Consider the following 21,245-nt stretch of genomic DNA (forward strand, 5'->3'; position numbering starts at 1 on the left):
TTTGGGAGGGCGGACGCCCGACATGCACAGTTTCGCTTGTGGCAACAGTGAAGAAATTGGCAAATGCGATTGCCCTGAGGTTCAAGATAGGCTGCTGTGGGCTGAAGTGGTAGAATGGTGCAGTGTGGAGTGGTTTGCAGATGGAGTGGTTTGAGGATGACGATTACAACGGTACGCGGGGTCAGGGATATTTTACCGGAAGAGAGTCCGACCTGGCAGTTGTTGGAGGAGAGTGCCCGGCAGATTTTTGCTGCCTATGGTTATCGGGAGATTCGCACCCCTCTTTTTGAAAAGACGGAGCTGTTTGCGCGTGCGGTGGGGGCAACCAGCGATATTGTCGAGAAGGAGATGTATACCTTCAATGATCGGGGAGGGGATTCGCTGAGTTTGCGACCGGAGGGGACAGCCTCGGTAGTGCGTTCGTTTATCGAAAATAATCTGCAGCGTGCACTGCCCTGGGCGGTCTATTATATGGGGCCGATGTTTCGTTATGAGCGGCCACAAAAGGGACGTTTTCGGCAGTTTCATCAGATGGGTTGTGAGCTGTTTGGTGCTGAGGGGCCGTTGGCAGATGCCGAGATGATGGCCATGATTGTGCGCTTGCTACGGCGCTTGCAGATTGATGATGCGCTGACCTTGGAGATCAACTCTCTGGGATGCGCCAGTTGTCGCGGCCCCTATCGCGAGCGTTTGTTTGCTTTTTTACAGGAGCGCCAGGCGCAGTTGTGTGGTAACTGCATCCAGCGCTTGCAGCGCAATCCGTTGCGTATTTTGGATTGCAAAGGGGAGGGGTGTCGTGGTGTAGCCCGCCAGGCGCCAGCGATGCAGGAGAGTTTATGTCCCCCCTGTGCCGACCATTTTTGCGGCTTGCAGGAGCTGTTAAATGGGATGGAGCTGCCCTACATGGTTAATCCATTGCTGGTGCGTGGTTTGGATTATTATACCCGGACAGCGTTTGAGGTGACCACAACTGCCTTGGGGGCACAAAATGCGGTTGCGGCAGGTGGGCGCTATGATGGGCTGGTGGCGGAGATGGGCGGACAAGCGGTGCCAGCCATCGGTTTTGCCATGGGTATGGAGCGTTTGGCCCTGTTGTTGGAGGGTAAGGGGTTGCGCAATGGCAGCCGCAGTGGTTGTTATCTGTTGGCGGTGGGGGCGGAAGCAGGCAGACAGGCCCTCTTTTTGGCAGAGCAGTGGCGCAGTGCCGGGGTTGCGGTACAAATGGATTGGTTGGGTGGTTCGCTGAAGGCGCAATTGCGACGTGCGGATCGGGCTTTGGCGGCACAGGTATTGATTTTGGGTGAGCAGGAGCTGGCCGAGCAGTCGGTATTATTTAAGGATTTGCGGGATGGTGGGCAACGTCTGATACACTGGGGGCAGGTGGTAGAGTCACTGCGGGCGTTGTCGTGAAGCGGGCAGAAAAGGAGCGGTGATGCAGGATATTTTTGAGCAGGTGGATGAGCAACTGGAAGCGGATCGGCTGCAGAAGTGGTGGCTTGCCAACCGTAACGTGGTCATTACAGGTTTTGTGGTCTTTTTTGCATCGCTATTTGCCTATGTGGGCTGGCAGGATTATCGTTTGCGGCAGAGTCAGGCGGCCTCGGAATATTTTCTGGTGGTGCAGGATCTCTATACCAAGGGGGATCATGCCGGGGCAGAAAAGCAGTTGCAAGCACTGTTACAGAACCATTCCGGGCATGCCTATAGTCAATTTGGTCGTGTTCTACAGGCCAAGTCGTTAGCAGCGACAGGAAAGAGAGAAGAGGCCCTGCAGCAGTTGGAAGAGGTGGCCAAGGGTGCCGATCTCAATCTATTGCGCGATTTGGCGTTGTTGAATGCGGCCTATCTGACGGCGGGCGAAAGTGGCAAGGCAGAGGGCTATGTGCAGCGGATGGATGGTCAATCACCCTATCGTGCCCATGCTTTGGAGTTGCGTGGTTTGCTGGCGGCACAACGTGGTGACAAGCAGGCAGCAGTGGCCCATTATCGGGAAGCGCGTGGACTCAGTACAGAGGGTAGCTTGCGGGCCCGCTTGGAGAGCCGTTTGGAGCGGATGGGAGGGGAGGAGAGCAAATGAAACGCTGGCAAACAATCGGTGGAATGATTTTGTTGCTGCTGGGGACAGGTTGTTCGTCGCTCAGCAGTTTGAATCCCTTCAAAGAGGGGCCGGAAAAGAGTAACAAGGGTGTTGCGGGTGTGCCGGCCTATGTGGAGCCACAGGTGAAGGAGTCTGCTGGTTTAACGCGGATTTGGAAAACATCAGTGGCCCGTTCGGCAGGTAAGTTTCACCAGCATCCGGCACAGATAGTGGTGACGGAGGAGGATATATTTGTTGGCACTTTTCAGGGTCGGGTGGTGCGTTTGAGTCGGGAGAGTGGCCGGGTATTGTGGGAGGTGAGCGTTGCCGAGCAGGTCAGCGGTGGGGTGGCTGTAGATGAGCGGCGGGTTTTTGCCGGGACGCGCAGCGGTGAGATGGTGGCTTTGTCACGGGAGACGGGTGAGATTTTGTGGCGTGCCGATGGTTTTTCTCCGGTAACCTCGGCTCCGGCGGCAGGAGGAGGTCGGGTTATTTTTCAGACTTTGAGCAATCATACCCACGCTTTGAATGTTGTAGACGGCAAACGAATTTGGAAACATTCGACGCCACCGGAGCCTTTGGTGGTGCAGGGTGCGGCCACTCCGGTGATTGAAGGTCCGGTGGTGTTTGTTGGTTATTCGTCTGGAGATCTGTTTGCGTTGCTTTTGGAGAGCGGGGCGCCGCTCTGGAATGATAATCTCTCTGTCAGCGGTGGACGCAGTGAATTGGATCTGCTGCAAGGAATCAAGGCCAGCGTGGTGTTAGGCAGAGAGGAAGGGGCGATGGCTGGGGGCAAAAAATTGTTTGCAGTCAACCATCAGGGGCGTGCCGTGGCCCTGTTGCCACGTAATGGCGCACGGATTTGGGAGCATAAAATGTCGGCAGTACGCCGTCCCTGGTTTGGTAAACGGCAACTTTTTTTCAGCGACATGGATGGTTATGTACTGGCTTTGAGTGCGGGAGAGGGTTTGGAGTTATGGCGCACGCGGGTCAGTGACGGGCTATTGTCGGCAACAGTGGCAGCGGGCAACAAGGTGATAGTTGCCGATGATAAAGGGCGGCTGTTTGCTTTGGATAGCAATTCGGGGCGGGTTATTGGCATGGATCGTTTAGGAGAGGCCATTTTGGCTGATCCGGTATTGCTGGAAGATCGTCTCTTTCTCTGGAGCAATGATGGGAATCTGATGCGGTATGATTTCTGAACCCAAGCAACACTCTTCCTTGCCGCTTGTGGCTTTGGTAGGTCGCCCCAATGTTGGCAAATCCTCACTATTCAATCGTTTGACGCGCACCCGTGCGGCTTTGGTGGATGATACACCGGGGCTGACTCGTGATCGGCAATATGGTACAGCCTTATTGGAGGGGCGCACATTTCGTGTTGTGGATACGGGCGGTTTTGAAGCGGATCCTGCTGTAGCAGTAGCAGTGGGGATGCGTGAGCAGACCATGGTGGCCATCGAAGAGGCGGATGCCATTGTTTTTGTTACCGATGCCCAATCGGGACCGTTGACCGATGACTGGGTGGTTGCCGAACTGTTGCGTCGTTCGGGAAAACCGGTGATCTGTGCGGTCAATAAAGCGGAAGGGCGCAGCGCCCAGGAGATGATGGGGGAGTTTCATCGTTTGGGTCTGCATCCAGTGCTGGGTATTTCGGCGCTGCATGGCATGGGTATGGATGGTTTGGCGGAGGATCTGTTTACCGAATTGCAGCGGCAGGGGGTGGTTTTGCCACGGAGTGCCGATCTGGAGCAGCAGCGCAACTCCGAGGATGAGGGAGAGATTCGGGTGGCTGTGGTGGGTTGTCCCAATGCCGGCAAGAGTACCTTGATCAACCGCATTGTTGGTGAGGCACGTTTGGTGGTATCCGATCAACCGGGCACCACCCGCGATGCCATAGATCTGCCGCTGGAGGATGCCGAGGGGCGTCGCTTTATTTTGGTGGATACTGCTGGCATCCGCAAAAAGAGTCGAATCTCCTTGCGTATAGAGAAATATTCGGTTTTGGCGGCGTTGCGGGCCATGGAGCGCGCTCAGGTGGCGATTTTGTTGTTGGATGCTTTGCGGGGCATCACCGATCAGGATCGACGGGTTGCCAATTTGGCCACGGAAGCAGGGTGTGGCTTGATTTTGGCGATCAATAAATGGGATGCGATTGGCCAACTGGAGGAGGGGCGTTGGGGTTGGAGTGGCACCCGCGAGCGGCGTGGTGGCGGTGTTAAAAAACAGGTACAGGAGCAGTTGCAGCTTGCCTTGCCGCAATTAGGCCATGCACCGATCCATTTTGTCTCAGCCAAGTCGGGAATGGGTGTAGGTGGTTTGTTGCCGGCGGCCCATCAGGTGTGGCAATCCAATCGCTTGCGTATTTCAACGGGGGCATTGAACCGTTGGTTGTTGGAGGTAACGGCGCAACATCCGCCACCGCGCCAGGGGGGGCGCATCGTCAAGATCCGTTATGCCACTCAGGTGTCGATCAATCCGCCGACCATTGTGTTGTTTACCAATCGGGATATTGCGGTACACGAGACCTATCGGCGCTATTTGGAGAATCAGTTGCGCGACCATTTTCGTTTTGCAGGTGTACCGATACGGATTTGGTTTCGCGCCAGCAGCAGTGAAAATCCCTATGTGCAAGAGAATCGCTCTTGAAAAGAAAAAAAAGGCAGAATAAAACTATTACGGAGGTCCAGGAGGGGATTATCCCCTCCTGGCAGGTGCAGGACGGAGTCCTGCTTCTGTGCGGCGTTTCACCAGAAGCGAATGCGTAGCATTCGCGCACGCCGCACTCATCTGTGCTCCGAAGGAGCACTCTTTGGGAGGGCGGACGCCCGACTCGCACAGTTTTGTTTATGGCGACCGTGAGGAAGTGATCCAACAAGCACAGATTTGCTTATGGCGACCGTGAGGAAATATGCACAAATGGCGCTTGTCCCGTGGGATGTCAGGTAACATTTTCTGCACAAGCCGCATCAATACTGCTGAAAAATATTGCTGGATTTTTGTCTGATGGATGGCAAATTGGTATCAGGCTCATGTTGGCTCGCCGACTCTACCCCCATGGGGAGGCTGTACCCATAGGCGCAAAAAAGCGCGCCTATGGGTACAGTTTGCGTCCATTAGGCGCGCTGCGCCGACGCAAAAGGCGCGTCGGCTTACTGTGAAAAGCGCGCCAAAGGCAAAAGATTAAAAGCAAAAGATTAAAAACAAAGCAAAATCCCAGAGGCTTCGCCTCTGGACTCCACCAGGGAGGTGCCCTCCCTGGACCCGCAATTGTTTTGTGTGGTGAAAAAAAACGCGCCTATTTTTTACCCATACGGCGGAAATAATCAAGAATGGCATGGATCGGTACAAAACCACGCAACGTTCCCCGGCCGCTGACCACCGGTAGGGCGTGCAGTTTGTGGCGTTGCATGAGATCGGCGGCCTCATTGATGGTGCCGTTGACCGAGATTTTTACCAACTGCTGCTGGGTATGAAATTTACCGATGGGCAGGTTGTAGAGAGCCTTATCGCGCGGTGAGGTAGGTCCGGTGCCATAGGAGGCCCCCATTATCTGATAGATGTCGCTTTGGCTGAGCACACGTACCAACGCCCCTTTTTGTTCGATACCGATATAACGATAGCCATCCTGGGTGATGGCAGTGATACCGCGCATGACCTTTTCTTCATCTTTAAGGGTGAAGGGGGTTTCGGTCATCACCAGGCGCACGCTGCCGACCACCTGTGGGGCCAGCAGTTCACCGGGCGCGGTATGGGGCAATTCAGCCTCTTCTTCCTCAAGCATTGCATCCTCACTTACACCAGCAGCCAGAGCCATTTCTTTAGGGGAACCGGGGATAGGGATACCGATCATGGCGGCTGCGAAACGCCGCGAGATCAGCCAGTGGGCCATGAAGCTGCCAAAATCGGCGACGCTGATCTCCAGGCTGGCAACCAGATAGGTAGTATCGCCATTTACGGAGGGGGGCATGGTTTCGGCTTCGGTTTTGCGGACGGTAGCCAAAAAGAGATGCCCGCCATCGGGGACTGTGGTTTCCAGCAAGCGGTTCAAGGCAGCGAAGATTTGCGAAGCTACTTCACGGAAGCCTTCATGGGTCTCTTCATCATAGTCACGGCTGGCCACTTTAGTGCGGATGACCTCTTCGTTGGTCATCATCATCAAACCGGCGAGGGCGATGGAGAGGTTGGTATCGAAGATCAGATGGAGGTCACCCAAGCCACTGGAGTCCTCTTCGCCGCGGGCGACACTGCGTTCAGCGGCAAAGAGAGGGGCAAGTTCCTCAGTGCCGCGCAGCAGCGAGCAATCGCTGAGCGTACAGTTCACCGAGCTGGTGGTCAGCGTATTGAGCTCTTCGGACAGGGTGAGGCAATAGTTGGTAAAAAATTCCCTGGCTTTATTGCTGATCGGTTCGGGTGTTTCCATTCTGGGTGACTCGCCTATACGTTCAAGATGGAGCAGAGAATCGTTGATTGCGTAAATTGCCGCATATCAAACAGGCATATTATTATATTGTCCAGCGATAAACAACATCCGCACAGTTGCCGGCCTCGTTATAAGCCAATTTTGTACAAAGGGAGCGTACCAAGGCGATACCGCGTCCGCCATGTCCCATATTGCCATCCAGGGTGGAGTGGACATGTTGGTGATCAAAACCTGGTCCTCCATCTTCAACGCGAATATGCATTTCACCACCCGTTTTTTGCTGTTTTTCATCATATTGTGGAATATGTGTCAACTCCAGTCGAATAAAACCGTGCTCCAGGGCGGCCAGACGCTCTTCCCGTTGACTATAATAGCGCATGAATCCTTCTGGGGTCTGTTTGGTTTTGGTATCGAGACCCAGGAGTCCATGATCGAGGGCGTTGGAAAAGAGTTCGGCGAGAGTGGTATAGATACGCTCGCGATGTCCGGCTGGTGCTTGCAGATTCATGACCGAATTGATGATGGCAGGCAAGGGATCGACGGTCTGCAGCAACTGGGGGCTGAAAAAAAAGGAGAGACTCCAGTTGGTGGGGGGGATAAATTTTTTTCTGGCGTGAGCGAGCGAGTCGCTGACCGGCTCTTCGTTGGCGCGGGCACAGTTGATCTCCAGCAGGGTGATGTCGTCAGATTGCTGGGCACCGGCGCGGAAGCTGTCCAAATCGCTGATGATGTCGTCGAAGAGATGTTCTGGCTGTCTGTTGCCGTCAAAATGGCGTTCCAGCCGTTCACTGCCATACATAAGGTTGTCGTGACGGGTGGCTTCGGTCAGGCCGTCGGAGTAGAGAAAGATGCGGGTATCCGGGCGTAACTCAAAGATACTGACTTTGCGGTCATCCGGGTTAAAGGGACGGATACCGAGCGGCAGATGGTAGGAGGCGATGCGTTGCTGCATGCGACCCTGGCCATCGACCAGGAGAATGTCGGGCAAGCCACCATTCCAGACCATCAGGCTTTGTTGCCGCATATCGACTTCAAGCAGACATGCGGCGCAAAACATGCGTGTGGGCATGATGGAGAGCAGTTTGGCATTCATTTCATCGGCGATATCACCGATGGAGTAGCCTTGTGCGGTCATGCCGTAGAAGAGTTCGGAGAGGGGCATGGCCCCGACGGCGGCGGAGAGACCATGTCCGGTAAAATCGCCCAGCATGATATGCAGACCCCCAGCCGGATTATAACTGGCAACCAGGAGATCACCATTGAATTGGGACATGGGTCTGGAGATATGACGCAGGCAAGGGGCATCAAACAGGTTGCCGGCGCGGACAATGTTGGAGAAGAGATGCTGGCTGATGTCGAGCTCTTGCTGTACACGCTCCTGATGGCGTTCCAGCTCCTCTTTTTGGCTATGGAGCTCGGTATGGAGGCGGCGGATCCGCTCCATGGCTTCAATTTTGGCTTGCAGGAGGGTACGATTGAATGGTTTGGTGAGAAAATCATCGCCACCGGATTCGATGCACTGCACCAATCCCTCTTCGTCGGTAACGGCGGTGAGGAAGATGATAGGCACGAAGCGATCGGAACTGATACGCTTGATTTCACGAGCCGCTTCGTAGCCGTTCATGCGTGGCATACGGATATCCATCAAGACCAGTTCCGGTCGTTCGCTATCAAACATTTCCACGCCTGCCAGGCCATCTTCAGCGGAGAAGACCTGATGACCTTCTCGACTCAGGAGGCGATGGAGGATAGTGCTGTTGATCCGGTCATCGTCAACGATCAGGATTTTCATGAGCCGAGGCGCACCTTACGTGTTCAAGGATCAGGTGATTTTGAACAGGCGCTGAAAGTTGGCTGTTTCCAGAATTTTCCGGATTTCTGGACGGGCGTTGGCAATTTCGATATCGGCATCGTTGGTGCCAGCCTCTTCGCGGAGCAGGAGCAGCATGCCCAGAGCGGAAGAGTCGATATATTCGGTACCGGTCAAGTCGATGATAAAGCGGCGGCTGCGGCTTTTATCGACGGTCTCTTCTTGGTAAGCGGCCCGGAACTGGGAATGCATTTCAAAGTTGAAGCGGCCTTTGATGCTGATGGTGGTTTCCTGATCGGTACGCGCAATGGAAATGGTGCCGGACATGTTCAGTCACTCCTTATAAAATCATCAATCGAGATGAATCGAAACAATATTGCACAAGGATAGCCATTAATATCAAGAAGTCAACGACGATTCGCAGCGTGTAGGCATGTTGACTGTATCATAGTTAAAATAGTGTGATACTGTGTGGTTAGCTGGCAATTGACCGGGTTGTGGATTTTTTGCTGTGCTGCCGCATTTTTTTGTACCATTTCCTGATACAATTTGCTACATTCTCCCTGCAGTTACTGGAGAGGCGGTAAATCGAGAGGATTCGGACAGGCGTGGCGCCTCATGATGCGGCAGGTTTGTTGTTTCCATCGTTTTTTAGTTGTGTCAAGGGCTGTGTCGTCCGCACTTAAGTTAATATTGCTTTATATAAGTTGTTGCATTCGTTGGGGAGGGGAAGAAAATTCCGGGTGGCAGCGACAGCGATGTGCTCTGCTGCCCGCATGGCAGGTTTGGGTGAAGCAGCCAAGGAAGGTGGACATCGACTCATCGCGGTGTGTCACAGGCCGCTTGCAAGGGATCCAGGGAGTGCATCCTGCCCAGGCCGGAGGCCGGAACACCTTAACTACGTGAAAGGTTGCGCGTTCTATGAAGAAATCAATGGTTTCGGAAGTGATCAGCGATGCGGTCTGCGATAACAATGACACGCACCTGTGGATGGCAGTGATGGATCGTGCGGTACGCGATCTGGTTGCTTTGGAGCGGTATCGCCAGGATCCGGCTATTATGGAGGATCCGGTCTTTCGCTATGATTATCGCACGCTGAAAAAATGGTTTCATTCCACTTCGATGGAGCCAGGGTCATTCAATTGGATCTGTTCGCTGGTAAATATCGATCCAAAGTGGGCGCTCAATCGTTTGGAGGATCGTTTGAAGGTATGTTTGGTCCCAGAGTCGCGGCGCAGTCGTCCACGGGATATGGGAGTAGGCGCGGATGTGTTGGCAGATGCTTTGTTGGACATTGATGAAGAGGCCGAAGCCGCGTAAGAGGGGTGAGTGAGTGTTCACTGTTGTTGCACAAGTATTTGACCGGGCTCTGCCCGGTCTTTGCTTTTGTGCGACCACATCATCAGAAAAATATCATAACAGACAGGCGGCAATCGCTCTGAGTGGAGAGGAGTAAAGGGATGGAGCAGCAGGCAAAAGGGGAGTCGTGGCGCAGAGGATGTGCCTTTTTGGGGGTACGTCATGCCATATTGGGCGGGGCGATGTCCTGGTTGTCGGAGCGTCATTTGGTCTCTGCGATATCCAATGCAGGGGGGTTTGGGGTGTTGGCGGGAGGCGGCATGCCGGTGGAGTTGTTGCGCAGTGAGATTCGTGCCACGCGCGAACGCACGGCAGAGCCCTTTGGGGTCAACTTGATCACCATGCACCCCGATTTGGCGGCTTTGGTGCAGATGGTGGTGGAAGAGGGGGTGGGCCATTGCATTCTGGCCGGTGGGCTGCCGGAGCAGGAGACAATGAGCACCTTGAAGGCTGCCGGAGTCAAGGTGATTGTCTTTGCACCCTCGCTGGCCTTGGGGCAACGGTTGATTCGCCGTGGTGCCGATGCCTTGATCATCGAGGGACATGAGGCAGGGGGGCATGTGGGGCCGGTTTCGACCAATGTTTTGGTGCAGGAAATTTTGTACCAGGTCGATGCGGTGCCGGTATTTGTTGCCGGTGGCATAGGGAGTGGGCGGATGGTGGCAAGTCTGGTAGCCATGGGGGCGGCGGGTTGTCAGTTGGGCACGCGCTTTGTCTGTGCCAGCGAATGTATTGCCCATGATAATTTCAAGCAGGCGTTTGTGCGTGCGCAATCACGGGATGCCATGGTGACGGCGCAGTTTGATCCCATTTTACCGGTCATTCCGGTACGAGCCTTGGTCAATAAAGGTACATCTGTATTTAATCAAAAGCAGCTTCAGTTGATCGAGGAGGTAAAAGCAGGCAGTAAAACACGCAAGGATGCTTTGTTGGAGTTGGAACATTTTTGGGTAGGAGCACTGCGTCGGGCCGCCATTGATGGGGATGTGGAATATGGTTCGGTAATGGCCGGACAAAGTGTGGGTATGGTCAAAGCAGTGCAGCCGGTGGCAGAGATCATCCAGGAGTTGGTTGCTGAAATTGTTGCCGATTGAGGAGAGGTGGTAAAAACGGGCAGGAGGCAGAAACTGCCGCTCCTGCCCGGAGTTTCTTTCCTTGTCTTGTGGTATTCCCTGCCGTTGCATCGTAAAATCAATTAAAATTCAATAGTTTATATTGTGGCATGCCTGTTGCTTTCTCTGTTGTGAACCGATATTTTGGTATGGCTTTGTTCACGCATGAGGAATGTGCCGATGACTCCTTCCAGTGTCACTGCGCCATCGTCGCCTTCGGCGATTGATTGGCTGGCGGTGTTGAGCAAATTATCGAACGCGCCTTCAGGTGGGGATGCGGCGTCGTTTGATGTGACGTTAGGGAAGTTTTTGGGCAGCAAGAGTGGGGAGGTCAAAGGCAGTAGTCCCAAAGGGGCAGCGGCAACTGCTGCTGGCAAGAGTGAGCGCGGTCGCCCTCCAGTGGAGAAAAAAGCGCAGTTGGCGGCAAAAGAGTCGGCCAGCGAAGTGCGAGGAGCGGAGGAGCGTGCCGGCGCCGATAAAGAGAGTGGCAAAGTGACCACAGAACACTCTGCGCTATCGGCAAAAGAGTCGATGCCTGCAGATGAAGAGTCGGTGTCTGAGAATGTCTCGGCGGGGCAGGAGGAAGAGGTAGCGGCAGCAACAGAGTCTGCGGTATCTGACAAAGAGGTAGAATCTGCACCCAGGCGGCAAGGTGAGCGTGGCAAAACAGGAGAGGCGACCGGTTCGGCGGCGTTGTCGGCTCAGGATCTTTCCGGGCAGGTGTTGGCCCGTTTGCAACGCCTGGGGATGGCGCATGGCGCTGTTGCGACAGGAGACTCAGCGGCCAGGGCGGGAGCCGGGCAGGGGACGATGACTCCCGAAGAGTTGTTGATGCAGTTGTCTCTGTTGGGTATTGCCGGGCAAAATGGTGAGAGTGAGCAGCAGATTCCTCAGGTGATGGCAGAGGCTGGCAACAAAGTAGTGGCAGCTTTGCTGCCTACGGCCACCATGGCCCAGATGGTTGAGAAGATGATGCAGGGGCGTGTGCTGGCCAAGTCAGGAACCGAAGAGGTTGCAGAGGTGTTGGGCAAACTGCAAGCGGTGACCGATGGGGGAGTTGCTACAGAGGGATCCTTGCGCGTTTCCGGGAACAGTCGGGCGGTGAGCGGTGGTGGCTCTCTGTCGGCGCAATCGCCGCAGTTTGCCGATGAGTTGGTGGATCGTGTGGGCAAGATGCGGCTGCTGACGCGGGGAGGCATGACCGATCAGTTGCGGGTGACTTTGGATCCAGAGGATTTGGGTAGCATAGATTTGCGTGTGCGTGTGGATGGACAGAATCAGGTGCATTTAATGATCACCACCCAATCGGAGGCAACCAAGGAGCTTTTGCATCGGCAGATGGGACAGTTGCGTGAAGCGCTGGCACGGCAAGAGATGGGTTTTGGTGATGTGATCGTGCAGGTTGGTGACCAGGAACAACAAGAGCAATATGCGGCAGCGCAGTGGAGTTTTGCCGATCAGCAGGCGCAGCGGGAAAATTTGCTGGCGCGCGGTTTGGGACGGTTGAGTGAGGAGCCCTCTGTGCGGGTGGATCCGCTTGAGCTGATTCGGCGTCCGCCGGTATCGGTGAGCGAGGGGCTCAGTATTATCGTTTGATTGTGATGAAGATGGATGGGTTCGATGGCGGGTGAGAGGGTTGGCAGTATGCAACCCATTCCGGTCGGCGCATGCGCAGAGACAAAAAATTGAGTGGTTTAAGAGGAGAGTGGCATGGGAACGACTCCAATATTTGGAACGATTCCGACAACCAGCAGCACCAGCAGCACATCGGGTAACAACTCGAACAAGAGTGCAGAGCAGTTGCGCTTGGATTTTTTGAAGTTGCTGACCACGCAACTGCAGTACCAGGATCCGCTAAGTCCAACGGATAACACGCAATTTACGACCCAGTTGGCGCAGTTCAGCAGCCTGGATTCGCAGAACAAGAGTAACGAGCTCTTGCAGAAGCTGTTGGATGCCCAGGGCAGTGGTGGAATGAACCAGGCGGTATCCTATATGGGCAAATGGGTGATTGGTTCTGGCAACCAGACGGCGGTAAAGGATGGTTCAGCGGTGGTGCGTTTCCAGATGCCGACAGCGGGAAATGCCAACGTGCGCATTTACAATCAATTTGGACAGTTGATTAAGAGTGTGGATGTAGAAAATCTGCAGGCAGGCGAGCGGAGCGTAGCGATTGATGGCATTGCGGCAGCCAATGGTACCTATCAGTTTGCGGTCAGCCAGGTAGGCAGTGATGGCAGTCAGATGGCATTGGGCACTTTGCAAGCACAGCAGGTGACAGGAGTGGTCAACAGTGGTTCTGCCGGAATCCTGTTACAGTTAGGTGATCGGCAGATGGCGTTGACAGATGTCACCCGGATCGAATTGAGCAACACACCGGGGTGACCCGTTGGTGGATGGAATAAAGAACCATTGCATGACGCATTGAGCAGCACACCGGGGTGACCCGTTGATCGATAGAATAGAGAAAAATTGCATCGATGCCGAAGCGCAAGCTTCGGCATGTCCAACGCATTTTGGGAGAACAGCATGTCCATTACACAAGCGATGTATGCGGGTGCCAGCGCATTAACCAACTTCAGTGAGTCGATCACGGTCATCGGCAACAACCTGGCCAACTCCAACACCACGGCATTCAAGTCGAGCCAGGCATCTTTTGAGGATGTATTGATTCAGACGGTGGGCAACAGTGGTGCGGGTAATGCCAATCAGGTGGGTACCGGAATGGGGTTGGCGGCTGTGCAACAAAATATGGTGCAAGGATCGTTTGCGCCAACGGTCAACGTCACCGACTTGTCGATTGATGGACGTGGATTTTTTACAGTGAAGGATTTGAAAGCCTCAGGCAAGACCGATTCGACGGGGACGCCTGTGGATACCTTTTACACGCGGGCAGGCAATTTCCGTCAAAACGAGCAGGGCTATCTGGTCACTCCTGGCGGAATGGTTTTGCAAGGCAAGGAGATTGGTTCCAGCATGGCACCGATTGATATCAATCTGAAGCCTTATGAGCGGGATGCTGGTTTGGCGACGACGCGGGTGAATGTTGGGGTCAACCTGGATACTTCGGCGACCGTTTTTGATCCGGCTGCCAATTTTGATCCAGAAGATTCGGCGACCTATAATTTTTCCACATCGGTTCGGGTTTATGACTCCTTGGGAGCTGGTCACAATCTGGAGATTCAGTTTCGCAAGATAGGGGACAGCCAGTGGCAGTGGCAGGCGGCGGTACAGGCCAGTGAGGTGACCTCTGGAGCAACTGGGATGCAGGTGTTGAGTTTTGGTTCGGTTCCGGCCAGTGGTACGGCTCCGACTACCCCCTACACGCCTGGTTTGTTGGAATTTGATGATCATGGTCGCCTGTTGCGGGAAGGTTCATCGCCGATGGCGGTCCATTTCTTGGGTGGGACCAGTCAACAGGATATTTTGGTAGATTTTGGTCAGGCAGTGGGTGCAGGGGGTGATTCGAGCAACGATTATGCGTTGAAAGAGGATACCGATTTATCTTTTGATTCGACCTTGACGGCCTGGAATACCGATGTGACGACCAGCAGCAGCAGTGGTTCGACCAGTGTGTTTGGTGGTTTTGCCACCACCAAATTGGATCAGAACGGTTTTCCGCGTGGCAATCTGGACAAAATCTCCATCAGTGGGGATGGGGTTATTACCGGCAACTATACCAACAGCCGCAGCAAAGCCTTGTGTCAAATCACCTTGGCCGATTTTGATGATGAGACAGCTTTGGCACAGAAAGGGAGCAATCTGTTTGCAGCCACGACCGCATCTGGCGCCGCCCACACCAATGTTCCTGAAGGGGATCGTTTGGGGAGCATTGTTTCCTATTCGCTGGAGCAATCCAATGTGGACATGTCTGGCGAGTTTGTGCGCATGATTGCCACGCAACGTGGTTTCCAGGCCAACTCGCGCATTGTCTCGGTGGTGGATGGCATGCTGGAGGAGTTGCTATCCTTGAAACGTTAGTGAGGTTTTATAGTGGTTTTGTCGCTGCGGACAGTGTATATTGATCGGAGTAGCTGTTCGCAAGCTGAAAGAGAAGACCGGCGGGGCAGAAGTCCCGCCGGTTTTGTCTGTATGTTGGATGTAATCATGGAAAGATTTGCCAAAGTAAAAAATAGGATGTAGATTTTGGCTGTTGCATTCCTGTGCGTTGCAGGCTATCCTGACCGCCGTGAGGGTCGCCGTTCCTGTGCCGTTTCTGTGCTGAAGGGTATCTTTCGGAGTGGGCAGAGAGGAGATAGGCGTGAGGCGTAGGCAGCGTGGCTACAGGAAACGCATTTGAAACCGAGAGTGAAGGGATCAGACCATGGCGGAAGAGGCAGATAAGGAAGCAAAAGAGTCAGGCGGGGGCGGTTTGGGTGGATTGTTGAAAATTATCATCCCGATTGTTGCGCTGTTGTTGGGTGCGGGAGGGGGATATATGGCGGGCAGCAGCTCTGCTGCCAAGCAGGTGGAGGAGGCCAAAGCCATTCAACCGGAACCCAAGGCCGGCGATGTGGCCAAGGATACCAATGCCATGGTGGGGGATATGTATAAATTGGAACCATTTGTGGTCAACCTCAACGAGCCCAAGGGTAGCCGTTATTTGAAGGCGACCATTCAATTGGAGATGAGTGCCTCCGATTTGAAGCCGGAGTTGGATCGGCGGGCGGCGCAGTTGCAGGATGTGATATTAGCATTGTTAACCTCCAAAACGTTCCAGGAGTTGCAATCTCTGGAGGGAAAATTCCGTTTGCGGGAGGAGTTGTTATCCCGGATCAATGCGTTGTTGGTTAACGGTACAGTAGCGCGGGTCTACTTTACCGAATTTGTCATCCAGTAGTATTTTTCCGATTCCAAGATACGCACATGACGCAGATCCTGTCCGAGGAAGAGATCAATGCCCTGATGCAGGGGTTGGAGGAGGGCACGCTGGATTTGGAACCTCCTGGCAAGCCGGAGAAGGTCAAAGAAGATAAAAAGGTGACCCCTTTCTTTTTTGGCCAGCGGACGGCGATTCGTGTGGGGGCAATGCCTGGGCTCGACATGATCAACGAGCATTTGGCGTCGCAACTCTCGTTCAAATTAAGTCAAAAGGTAGGCCGCGAGGTGCATGTCCAGCCCAAGGCCACCACCAATCAGATTTTTGGTCGTTTTTTGCACTCTCTGGATCCGCCGATTTTTATCAACATTCTGCGGGTAGAGCCATCGCAATCGATGAGTTTGATTTCGATCAGTGGCGATGTGATGTTTCATATTTTGGAGAGTTTTTTTGGTGGAGCCGGCTCATCGGAGCGTCCTTTGCGCAACTTTTCCCCGTTTGAGATGAAGGTGATCGACCGGGTGATGGAGGTGACGCGGGAGCAGATTGAACTGGCCTGGAAAAAGATGGATGCCTCTTTCCGTCTGGTGATGACTCGTTGGGAGAATCAGCCCCAGTTTGCTGCGGTGGTGCCTTTGGATGAGACGGTATTTTTGATCACCTTTGGCGTCGAGGTTGGGGATACGGAAGGGACATTGACCATTTGTTATCCTTCGGTGGTATTGGAGCTGTTCAAGCAGCAGCTCAAGGTTGGTTTCCAGCGCGAGCAGGTAGAGGGAGCTTCAGCCTGGATGGATACCATGTTGCAGCAGTTGGATCAGGTGTCGTTGCGTGTCTCACCGGTGGTCTCGCGGGAGACCATGAAAGTGCAGGAGATGCTACACTTGAAGGTTGGTGATGTGGTCACCTTGAGTCATGATATTGCGGCAGAGATGCCGATTGAGGTGGAAGGGTTGGTCAAGTATTATGGTATGGCTGGGGTTGTAGATGGACGGCGGGTGATGCGAGTGACCCGTGTTCATGAAGAGAATCAATAGGCTGGTCGTTGTATAGCCTTTTATGCAAGGCTGTGGTTGATAGGTGAAGTGGCACAACCGGAGAGCAGGGCAGCCCGGGTGGACTGGCCGATAGGCAACCTGTTGCGGGTTTCTTGGATTTGATATTGGAGATTTGAAATTGTCCGATTCAGGCTACGGAGAAGAGTCGCATACCAAGAACATGGAACTTCTGATGGATATTCCATTGAATGTTTCCGTGCGTTTGGGACATGTGCGCATGCAGATCCGGGATCTGCTGAAATTGAACAAAGGATCATTGATTGAATTGGAAAAAGAGGCTGATGAGCCGTTGGAGATCCATGTCAATGATCGTTTGTTGGCCTATGGCGAGGTGGTGATGATCAAGGATAAGCTGGGTATCCGCATCACAGATATTGTCTCGTTGGCCGAGCGGTTGGAGAATTTGCGCTAATGCGTTGCTTTGGGGTGGATGTCTATCGCCTCATCTGCTGCGTATTGTTGGCACTGGGTATAGTGGTTGGGGAAAGCGCCACGACAGGCAACGCTGCACCGCCACCAGCGGCGATGGTGGAGGGCAAGCCGACAGTAGCGGAAAACAGACCAGTTGTGGAGAGCAAACCCATACCGGAGAGCAAGGGCATGTTTGCTGAGGCTGCCAAGCTGGTTTCGGTGAATGATTGGCTGGGCGAGGCCTTTTGGAAGGTTATTGGTGCGTTGGTAGTATTGGTTGCCTTGGCGTTGTTGGTGGTGCGTCTGGGCAGACGTTTACGTCCGCAATGGCGGGGTGGCGGTCCCATTTTCATTGAGGATGGGCGCAATTTGGCTCCTGGGGTTGGGGTACGTTTGCTGCGGGTGGGTTCGCGCTATTGGTTGATTGGTGTGACTCGTGAGCGGGTGACCTTGATTGGCGAGTTGAGTGAAGAGGATCTGCTGGACGAGCCGGCAGAGGAGGAAGAGGAGGAGCCGGCGGTGGAGATAGTTTCTGCCAAGGGTATGCGGCATGGGCGGGTTGTGCGTCATGCCAATGAGCCCTCTTTGATGGATCAGGGTTTGCGGCGGTGAGCAGAGATTTGCGGCAGCGCTGGTTGTTTTGGGGTGGCCTTGTGCTGACCCTGATGGGTTGGTTGTTGCCGCAGTGGGCATTGGCGGCGGAAGTGAGTTTACCTGGGGTGACCTTTTCGACTGGCGGTGTCAGTGGCAAAGCGGATCCGGAGCAGGTAGGTGTAGGTTTACAGATTCTGGCCTTAATGACTTTGTTGTCATTGGCGCCCAGCATCTTGATCATGGTGACCTCTTTTACGCGGGTTGTTGTGGTCATGTCATTTGTCCGGCAGGCGATGGGTTTGCAGGGACAGCCTCCCAATCAGGTATTGATTGCCTTATCGTTGTTTGTGACTTTTTTTATTATGGGTCCGGTTTTTGATCGGGTGCATGAGGAGGCGTTACGTCCTTATCTGGACAAGCGGATCTCGGAAGAGCAGGCGTTGGACAAGGCTTTGGTACCGATTCGCAACTTTATGGTACGGCAGACACGAGAAAAAGATTTGGCGCTTTTTTTACGTTTGTCGGGGGTACAGAAGGTACAGAGTCCAGATGAGGTACCGTTACGTTTATTGATTCCCTCGTTCATGATTTCCGAGTTGAAGACAGCCTTTCAGATTGGTTTCATGATTTATCTTCCTTTTTTAATCATTGACATGGTTGTGGCCAGTGTTGTCATGTCGATGGGTATGATGATGTTGCCGCCGTTGGTGATTTCGATGCCGGTCAAGTTGATTTTGTTTGTGTTGGTAGATGGCTGGGCATTGGTAGTTGGTTCGTTGGTACAGTCCTTCAAGTAGACGATTTTTTTTGCATCCTGCCAGCGTTTGTCATTAGAAAAATCTTGAAAAAAAACAATTGCGGGTCCAGGGGATCATCCCCCTGGCGGAGCCTTGGGGATTTTGCTATTGCGGGTCCAGGGGGATCATCCCCCTGGCGGTGTCCAGAGGCGGAGCCTCTGGGATTTTGCTATTGTTTTTGGCGCGCATTGCACAACTAGCCGACGCGCTTTTTGCGTCGGCTTAAGCGCCAAATGGATGCAAGCTGTGCCTGTTGGCGCGTTTTTTTTGCGCCAACAGGCACAGGCTCTTCATGGGTTTTAGGAGTCAGCAAGCTGACACGGATCTGAATGGTTACAGATGGTTTTCCACTCCACATCATTTGATCCCATTATTTGCGCATATCATGTGCTTACATTTTTCGCGCACATCATTTATCGCTATGGTTCCCGCATTCTCTCTGCTAATCTTTCACGCAGGCGCAGGATTGAGGTAAGCTCTTTTGGCAATGATCCAGAGTCGTAACTATTCAGGTTCGTACTGACTTGCCAAGTCTACCCGATTTGCGATGACTCGCCAGCTCTCCCCCCATGGGGATGCTGTGCGGATTGGCGCAAAAATGCGCGCCAATCCGCACAGCTTGCTTCCATTAGGCGCGCTGCACCGACGCAAAAAGCGCGTCAAAAGCAAAAAACAAAACCCCAGAGGCTTTGCCTCTGGACTCCACCAGGGAGGTGCCCTCCCTGGACCCGCAATTGTTTTGGGTGGTGGATAGTTACCCAGACTCTTCCATCCCATCCATCCGTCAAGCATGGCATGAATCAATTTTTGTTGAGCAAGTGGGCAAACAGGGAGCAGTTACTGCAAGGAGGCAGTACCATGACACAGACATTTTCCGTTTTTCGGCGCAAGCCAGCCTTTTCAGCCAGTATGCGCGCTGCTGGAATATTAATCGTAATCAATGCTGTGCTCTTTATTGCCAAAGTGACGGTGGGAGTGGCTTACAACTCGCTGGCGGTGCTGTCCGATGCAGGCAACTCTTTGACCGATGTGGTGACCTCAATCATCATTTTGTTTGCGGTGCGGGAGAGTGCCAAGCAGGCGGATGCCGGGCATCATTTTGGCCATAGTCGTACCGAACCTTTGGCTGCCTTTACTGTTGCGGTTCTCACCTGTGTTTTGGCTGCACAGGTGTTTCGTGAGGCTGTGGCGAGACTTTTTTCTGGTGGTGAGCCGTTGGCAGGGATTGCACCACTGCTTGTGCTGGCCTTGGTGATTCTCAGCAAGAGTGCTATCTGGGTTGTGGCAGGCCGCATGGGACGCAAACAACGCAGCCCTGCTCTGATTGCGGCGGCCATGGATGCCAAAATGGATGTGCTGATCAGCATCATGGCCATGGTCGGTGTTGCAGGGGTTGATGTTGGTTTGCCATGGCTCGATGGGGTGGCAGCTCTCTTCATTGCGGCCTGGATTGCCTATACCGGTTTTGCCCTTGGCAAAGAAAATGTCGAAAAATTGTTAGGTGCGGTTCCCGATCCCGCGATTGTGCGCATCATCCACGCCAAATTTAATCTACTGAAAAAGCAAAAACGCATTCGCAATTTTCATGAATTGCGCATTCACTATGTGGGATCAGAGATCCATATTGCGGTACATGTCAATGTAAACCGGGAGCTTGCATTGCAGGAGAGCCATGACCTGGATGAAGATATCCAGGCGATGTTGTTAAGCATTCCTGATGTCAAACATGTGGCATTGCATATTGATCCGGTTTGATTTTCCCTCCTTGCAAACCAATCCTGTTGTGGAAATATGGGCAACTGTTTGGTATTGCTGACGAACAGCAGCATAACCATTCTGTTGCAAAAAAGGGCTAAAACGTCGGCAAATTCAGTTTCATTTCATCTTTTGCCTTTAGAATATGCTCTACCAGTCGTGATACAGGCAGCGGAGTGCTCTATGGAAGATGGCAGCCTCCCGTTTGTATGTCCCAGCAGCAACAGGAAAACATGCTCAGGAGAGCCGGTGCCGCGATGACAGGTATTTTATTGAAGCAACGGATTGCTCCCGCCACGCGGTATCTCTTCCTGGAGGCGTGCATGTGGAGACTCCAACAAAATATTCCGTTCAGAAAAGATCTTTCGGCAGCTTGTCCCTTTTCAGGAGGTGTACCATGTCATGTATTCAGCATTCCTCTCGCAAACCCTATCTGGTTTCCCACTCATTATATTTGGATCGTTTGGCAGAGGGTATGGATATCCATTCGGTAAAGAGCAGACTGTTAGAGGTGCAAGGTGTGGCCTCGGTGGAGTGTGAGCAGGATGCAGAACAGGTGTTGGTTACCTATGATCTGCGTCAGTTACATTTGGAAGAGATAGAAACCAGCTTGCGCAGCATGGGTTTGACATTGAAAGATGATTTGGTATCGCATCTTCGTCATGCAGTGAGCCATTTTTTAGAAGAGTTGGAGGATGATGAGCAATCTGCGGAGATGAACAAGCCTGATCATGCGCATAATCCGTTTCTCTACCGTAATGTAGCAGAGGAAAAGGATCCACCTGTTTAGAGGTTATGGAGGCAGATGAGGCGATGAGTGCTCTGCAACTGTTTTTCTGTATTGCTGCCGCAATCTGTCTGCAATTAGTGGTATTTGCAGCTATGGCGTTCCATCGCCATTGGTTGCTTTATAGGGAGATGCAAATCCGCCTGGCGGGTGTTGCTGCTGGGGGTGTCGTGGCAGAGAGGTCGTATCAGTCTGTGCATCGCTCTCCCGATTGTCAGCAGGTGGCGGGCTGGGAGGGGTTTCGAG

The 21,245-nt window shown here is 53.4% G+C and carries 19 protein-coding genes; 16 read left to right on the forward strand and 3 right to left on the reverse strand.

What is annotated here, in order from left to right; genetic code table 11:
* Window positions 1–156: 156 nt before the first annotated feature.
* From hisS to der, 4 genes are read left to right on the forward strand one after another with little or no spacing between them, the layout of a single operon-like run.
* Window positions 157–1,410 carry a histidine--tRNA ligase gene (gene hisS / locus EJP87_RS03305; RefSeq protein WP_130470444.1) on the forward strand — a complete coding sequence of 418 codons (1,254 nt, stop codon included), beginning with the start codon at window positions 157–159 and terminating at the stop codon, window positions 1,408–1,410.
* Window positions 1,411–1,432: 22 nt separating this feature from the next.
* The gene (locus EJP87_RS03310) at window positions 1,433–2,077 is read left to right on the forward strand and encodes a YfgM family protein (protein ID WP_130470445.1); all 645 of its coding nucleotides are present in this window, start codon (window positions 1,433–1,435) and stop codon (window positions 2,075–2,077) included.
* Window positions 2,074–3,279, forward strand: a complete 1,206-nt coding sequence (locus EJP87_RS03315; protein WP_130470446.1) for an outer membrane protein assembly factor BamB family protein — start codon at window positions 2,074–2,076, stop codon at window positions 3,277–3,279. The genes EJP87_RS03310 and EJP87_RS03315 overlap by 4 nt, the downstream gene beginning before the upstream one ends.
* A complete protein-coding gene (gene der / locus EJP87_RS03320; protein ID WP_130470447.1) occupies window positions 3,269–4,723 on the forward strand; it encodes a ribosome biogenesis GTPase Der in 1,455 nt (484 codons plus the stop codon). The genes EJP87_RS03315 and der overlap by 11 nt, the downstream gene beginning before the upstream one ends.
* 649 nt (window positions 4,724–5,372) lie before the next feature.
* Here der and EJP87_RS03325 read toward each other — a convergent pair.
* From EJP87_RS03325 to EJP87_RS03335, 3 genes are all read right to left on the reverse strand, one after another.
* Window positions 5,373–6,497 carry a CBS domain-containing protein gene (locus EJP87_RS03325; RefSeq protein WP_130470448.1) on the reverse strand — a complete coding sequence of 375 codons (1,125 nt, stop codon included), beginning with the start codon at window positions 6,495–6,497 and terminating at the stop codon, window positions 5,373–5,375.
* An 82-nt stretch (window positions 6,498–6,579) separates the two neighbouring features.
* Window positions 6,580–8,289: an ATP-binding SpoIIE family protein phosphatase gene (locus tag EJP87_RS03330; RefSeq protein ID WP_130470449.1), complete on the reverse strand. Its 1,710-nt coding sequence runs from the start codon at window positions 8,287–8,289 to the stop codon at window positions 6,580–6,582.
* 30 nt (window positions 8,290–8,319) lie between these two features.
* A complete protein-coding gene (locus EJP87_RS03335) occupies window positions 8,320–8,634 on the reverse strand; it encodes an STAS domain-containing protein (protein WP_130470450.1) in 315 nt (104 codons plus the stop codon).
* A 594-nt stretch (window positions 8,635–9,228) separates the two neighbouring features.
* On the opposite strand from EJP87_RS03335, the gene EJP87_RS03340 reads away from it, so the two are divergent.
* The 12 genes from EJP87_RS03340 to EJP87_RS03395 all read left to right on the forward strand — a co-directional run bounded on the left by EJP87_RS03340 (window position 9,229) and on the right by EJP87_RS03395 (window position 21,002).
* Window positions 9,229–9,627, forward strand: a complete 399-nt coding sequence (locus EJP87_RS03340; protein WP_130470451.1) for a hypothetical protein — start codon at window positions 9,229–9,231, stop codon at window positions 9,625–9,627.
* Between the two features lie 140 nt (window positions 9,628–9,767).
* On the forward strand, window positions 9,768–10,760 hold the full coding sequence (locus EJP87_RS03345; RefSeq protein ID WP_130470452.1) for an NAD(P)H-dependent flavin oxidoreductase: 993 nt from the start codon (window positions 9,768–9,770) through the stop codon (window positions 10,758–10,760).
* 198 nt (window positions 10,761–10,958) lie between these two features.
* Entirely contained in the window at window positions 10,959–12,374 is a 1,416-nt protein-coding gene (locus EJP87_RS03350; RefSeq protein WP_193771108.1) for a flagellar hook-length control protein FliK, read from the forward strand.
* 114 nt (window positions 12,375–12,488) lie between these two features.
* Window positions 12,489–13,163 (forward strand): flagellar hook assembly protein FlgD, encoded by a 675-nt coding sequence (locus tag EJP87_RS03355; protein WP_130470454.1) that lies wholly within the window; start codon window positions 12,489–12,491, stop codon window positions 13,161–13,163.
* A gap of 144 nt (window positions 13,164–13,307) precedes the next feature.
* On the forward strand, window positions 13,308–14,759 hold the full coding sequence (locus tag EJP87_RS03360; RefSeq protein WP_193771109.1) for a flagellar hook protein FlgE: 1,452 nt from the start codon (window positions 13,308–13,310) through the stop codon (window positions 14,757–14,759).
* 343 nt (window positions 14,760–15,102) lie between these two features.
* Window positions 15,103–15,618, forward strand: coding sequence for a flagellar basal body-associated FliL family protein (locus tag EJP87_RS03365; protein ID WP_130470456.1), 516 nt, complete (start codon window positions 15,103–15,105; stop codon window positions 15,616–15,618).
* Between the two features lie 26 nt (window positions 15,619–15,644).
* Window positions 15,645–16,634: a flagellar motor switch protein FliM gene (fliM, locus tag EJP87_RS03370; RefSeq protein WP_130470457.1), complete on the forward strand. Its 990-nt coding sequence runs from the start codon at window positions 15,645–15,647 to the stop codon at window positions 16,632–16,634.
* A 139-nt stretch (window positions 16,635–16,773) separates the two neighbouring features.
* Window positions 16,774–17,067: a flagellar motor switch protein FliN gene (gene fliN / locus EJP87_RS03375; RefSeq protein ID WP_227657429.1), complete on the forward strand. Its 294-nt coding sequence runs from the start codon at window positions 16,774–16,776 to the stop codon at window positions 17,065–17,067.
* Window positions 17,067–17,678 (forward strand): flagellar biosynthetic protein FliO, encoded by a 612-nt coding sequence (locus tag EJP87_RS03380; RefSeq protein WP_130470458.1) that lies wholly within the window; start codon window positions 17,067–17,069, stop codon window positions 17,676–17,678. Before fliN ends, EJP87_RS03380 begins: the two co-directional genes overlap by 1 nt.
* Window positions 17,679–17,731: 53 nt before the next feature.
* Complete coding sequence (gene fliP / locus EJP87_RS03385) at window positions 17,732–18,457, forward strand: flagellar type III secretion system pore protein FliP (protein WP_130470465.1); 726 nt, start codon at window positions 17,732–17,734, stop codon at window positions 18,455–18,457.
* 858 nt (window positions 18,458–19,315) lie between these two features.
* Complete coding sequence (locus EJP87_RS03390; RefSeq protein WP_193771110.1) at window positions 19,316–20,212, forward strand: cation diffusion facilitator family transporter; 897 nt, start codon at window positions 19,316–19,318, stop codon at window positions 20,210–20,212.
* A 397-nt stretch (window positions 20,213–20,609) separates the two neighbouring features.
* Window positions 20,610–21,002 carry a heavy-metal-associated domain-containing protein gene (locus EJP87_RS03395; protein ID WP_193771111.1) on the forward strand — a complete coding sequence of 131 codons (393 nt, stop codon included), beginning with the start codon at window positions 20,610–20,612 and terminating at the stop codon, window positions 21,000–21,002.
* Window positions 21,003–21,245 lie beyond the last annotated feature (243 nt).

Origin of the sequence: Candidatus Magnetaquicoccus inordinatus, assembly GCF_004217665.1 — a bacterium.
GTDB lineage: Bacteria > Pseudomonadota > Magnetococcia > Magnetococcales > Magnetaquicoccaceae > Magnetaquicoccus > Magnetaquicoccus inordinatus.

Excerpts from the sequence above, each read along its gene's own strand:
- EJP87_RS03390 (WP_193771110.1), top strand. The coding sequence starts at position 19,316 with ATGACACAGACATTTTCCGTTTTTCGGCGCAAGCCAGCCTTTTCAGCC.
- EJP87_RS03330 (WP_130470449.1), bottom strand. The coding sequence starts at position 8,289 with ATGAAAATCCTGATCGTTGACGATGACCGGATCAACAGCACTATCCTC.
- EJP87_RS03345 (WP_130470452.1), top strand. The coding sequence starts at position 9,768 with ATGGAGCAGCAGGCAAAAGGGGAGTCGTGGCGCAGAGGATGTGCCTTT.
- EJP87_RS03315 (WP_130470446.1), top strand. The coding sequence starts at position 2,074 with ATGAAACGCTGGCAAACAATCGGTGGAATGATTTTGTTGCTGCTGGGG.
- EJP87_RS03355 (WP_130470454.1), top strand. The coding sequence starts at position 12,489 with ATGGGAACGACTCCAATATTTGGAACGATTCCGACAACCAGCAGCACC.
- EJP87_RS03310 (WP_130470445.1), top strand. The coding sequence starts at position 1,433 with ATGCAGGATATTTTTGAGCAGGTGGATGAGCAACTGGAAGCGGATCGG.
- EJP87_RS03325 (WP_130470448.1), bottom strand. The coding sequence starts at position 6,497 with ATGGAAACACCCGAACCGATCAGCAATAAAGCCAGGGAATTTTTTACC.
- EJP87_RS03380 (WP_130470458.1), top strand. The coding sequence starts at position 17,067 with ATGCGTTGCTTTGGGGTGGATGTCTATCGCCTCATCTGCTGCGTATTG.
- EJP87_RS03350 (WP_193771108.1), top strand. The coding sequence starts at position 10,959 with ATGACTCCTTCCAGTGTCACTGCGCCATCGTCGCCTTCGGCGATTGAT.
- EJP87_RS03360 (WP_193771109.1), top strand. The coding sequence starts at position 13,308 with ATGTCCATTACACAAGCGATGTATGCGGGTGCCAGCGCATTAACCAAC.
- EJP87_RS03365 (WP_130470456.1), top strand. The coding sequence starts at position 15,103 with ATGGCGGAAGAGGCAGATAAGGAAGCAAAAGAGTCAGGCGGGGGCGGT.
- fliP (WP_130470465.1), top strand. The coding sequence starts at position 17,732 with ATGGGTTGGTTGTTGCCGCAGTGGGCATTGGCGGCGGAAGTGAGTTTA.
- EJP87_RS03395 (WP_193771111.1), top strand. The coding sequence starts at position 20,610 with ATGTCATGTATTCAGCATTCCTCTCGCAAACCCTATCTGGTTTCCCAC.
- fliM (WP_130470457.1), top strand. The coding sequence starts at position 15,645 with ATGACGCAGATCCTGTCCGAGGAAGAGATCAATGCCCTGATGCAGGGG.
- EJP87_RS03340 (WP_130470451.1), top strand. The coding sequence starts at position 9,229 with ATGAAGAAATCAATGGTTTCGGAAGTGATCAGCGATGCGGTCTGCGAT.
- EJP87_RS03335 (WP_130470450.1), bottom strand. The coding sequence starts at position 8,634 with ATGTCCGGCACCATTTCCATTGCGCGTACCGATCAGGAAACCACCATC.
- hisS (WP_130470444.1), top strand. The coding sequence starts at position 157 with ATGACGATTACAACGGTACGCGGGGTCAGGGATATTTTACCGGAAGAG.
- der (WP_130470447.1), top strand. The coding sequence starts at position 3,269 with ATGATTTCTGAACCCAAGCAACACTCTTCCTTGCCGCTTGTGGCTTTG.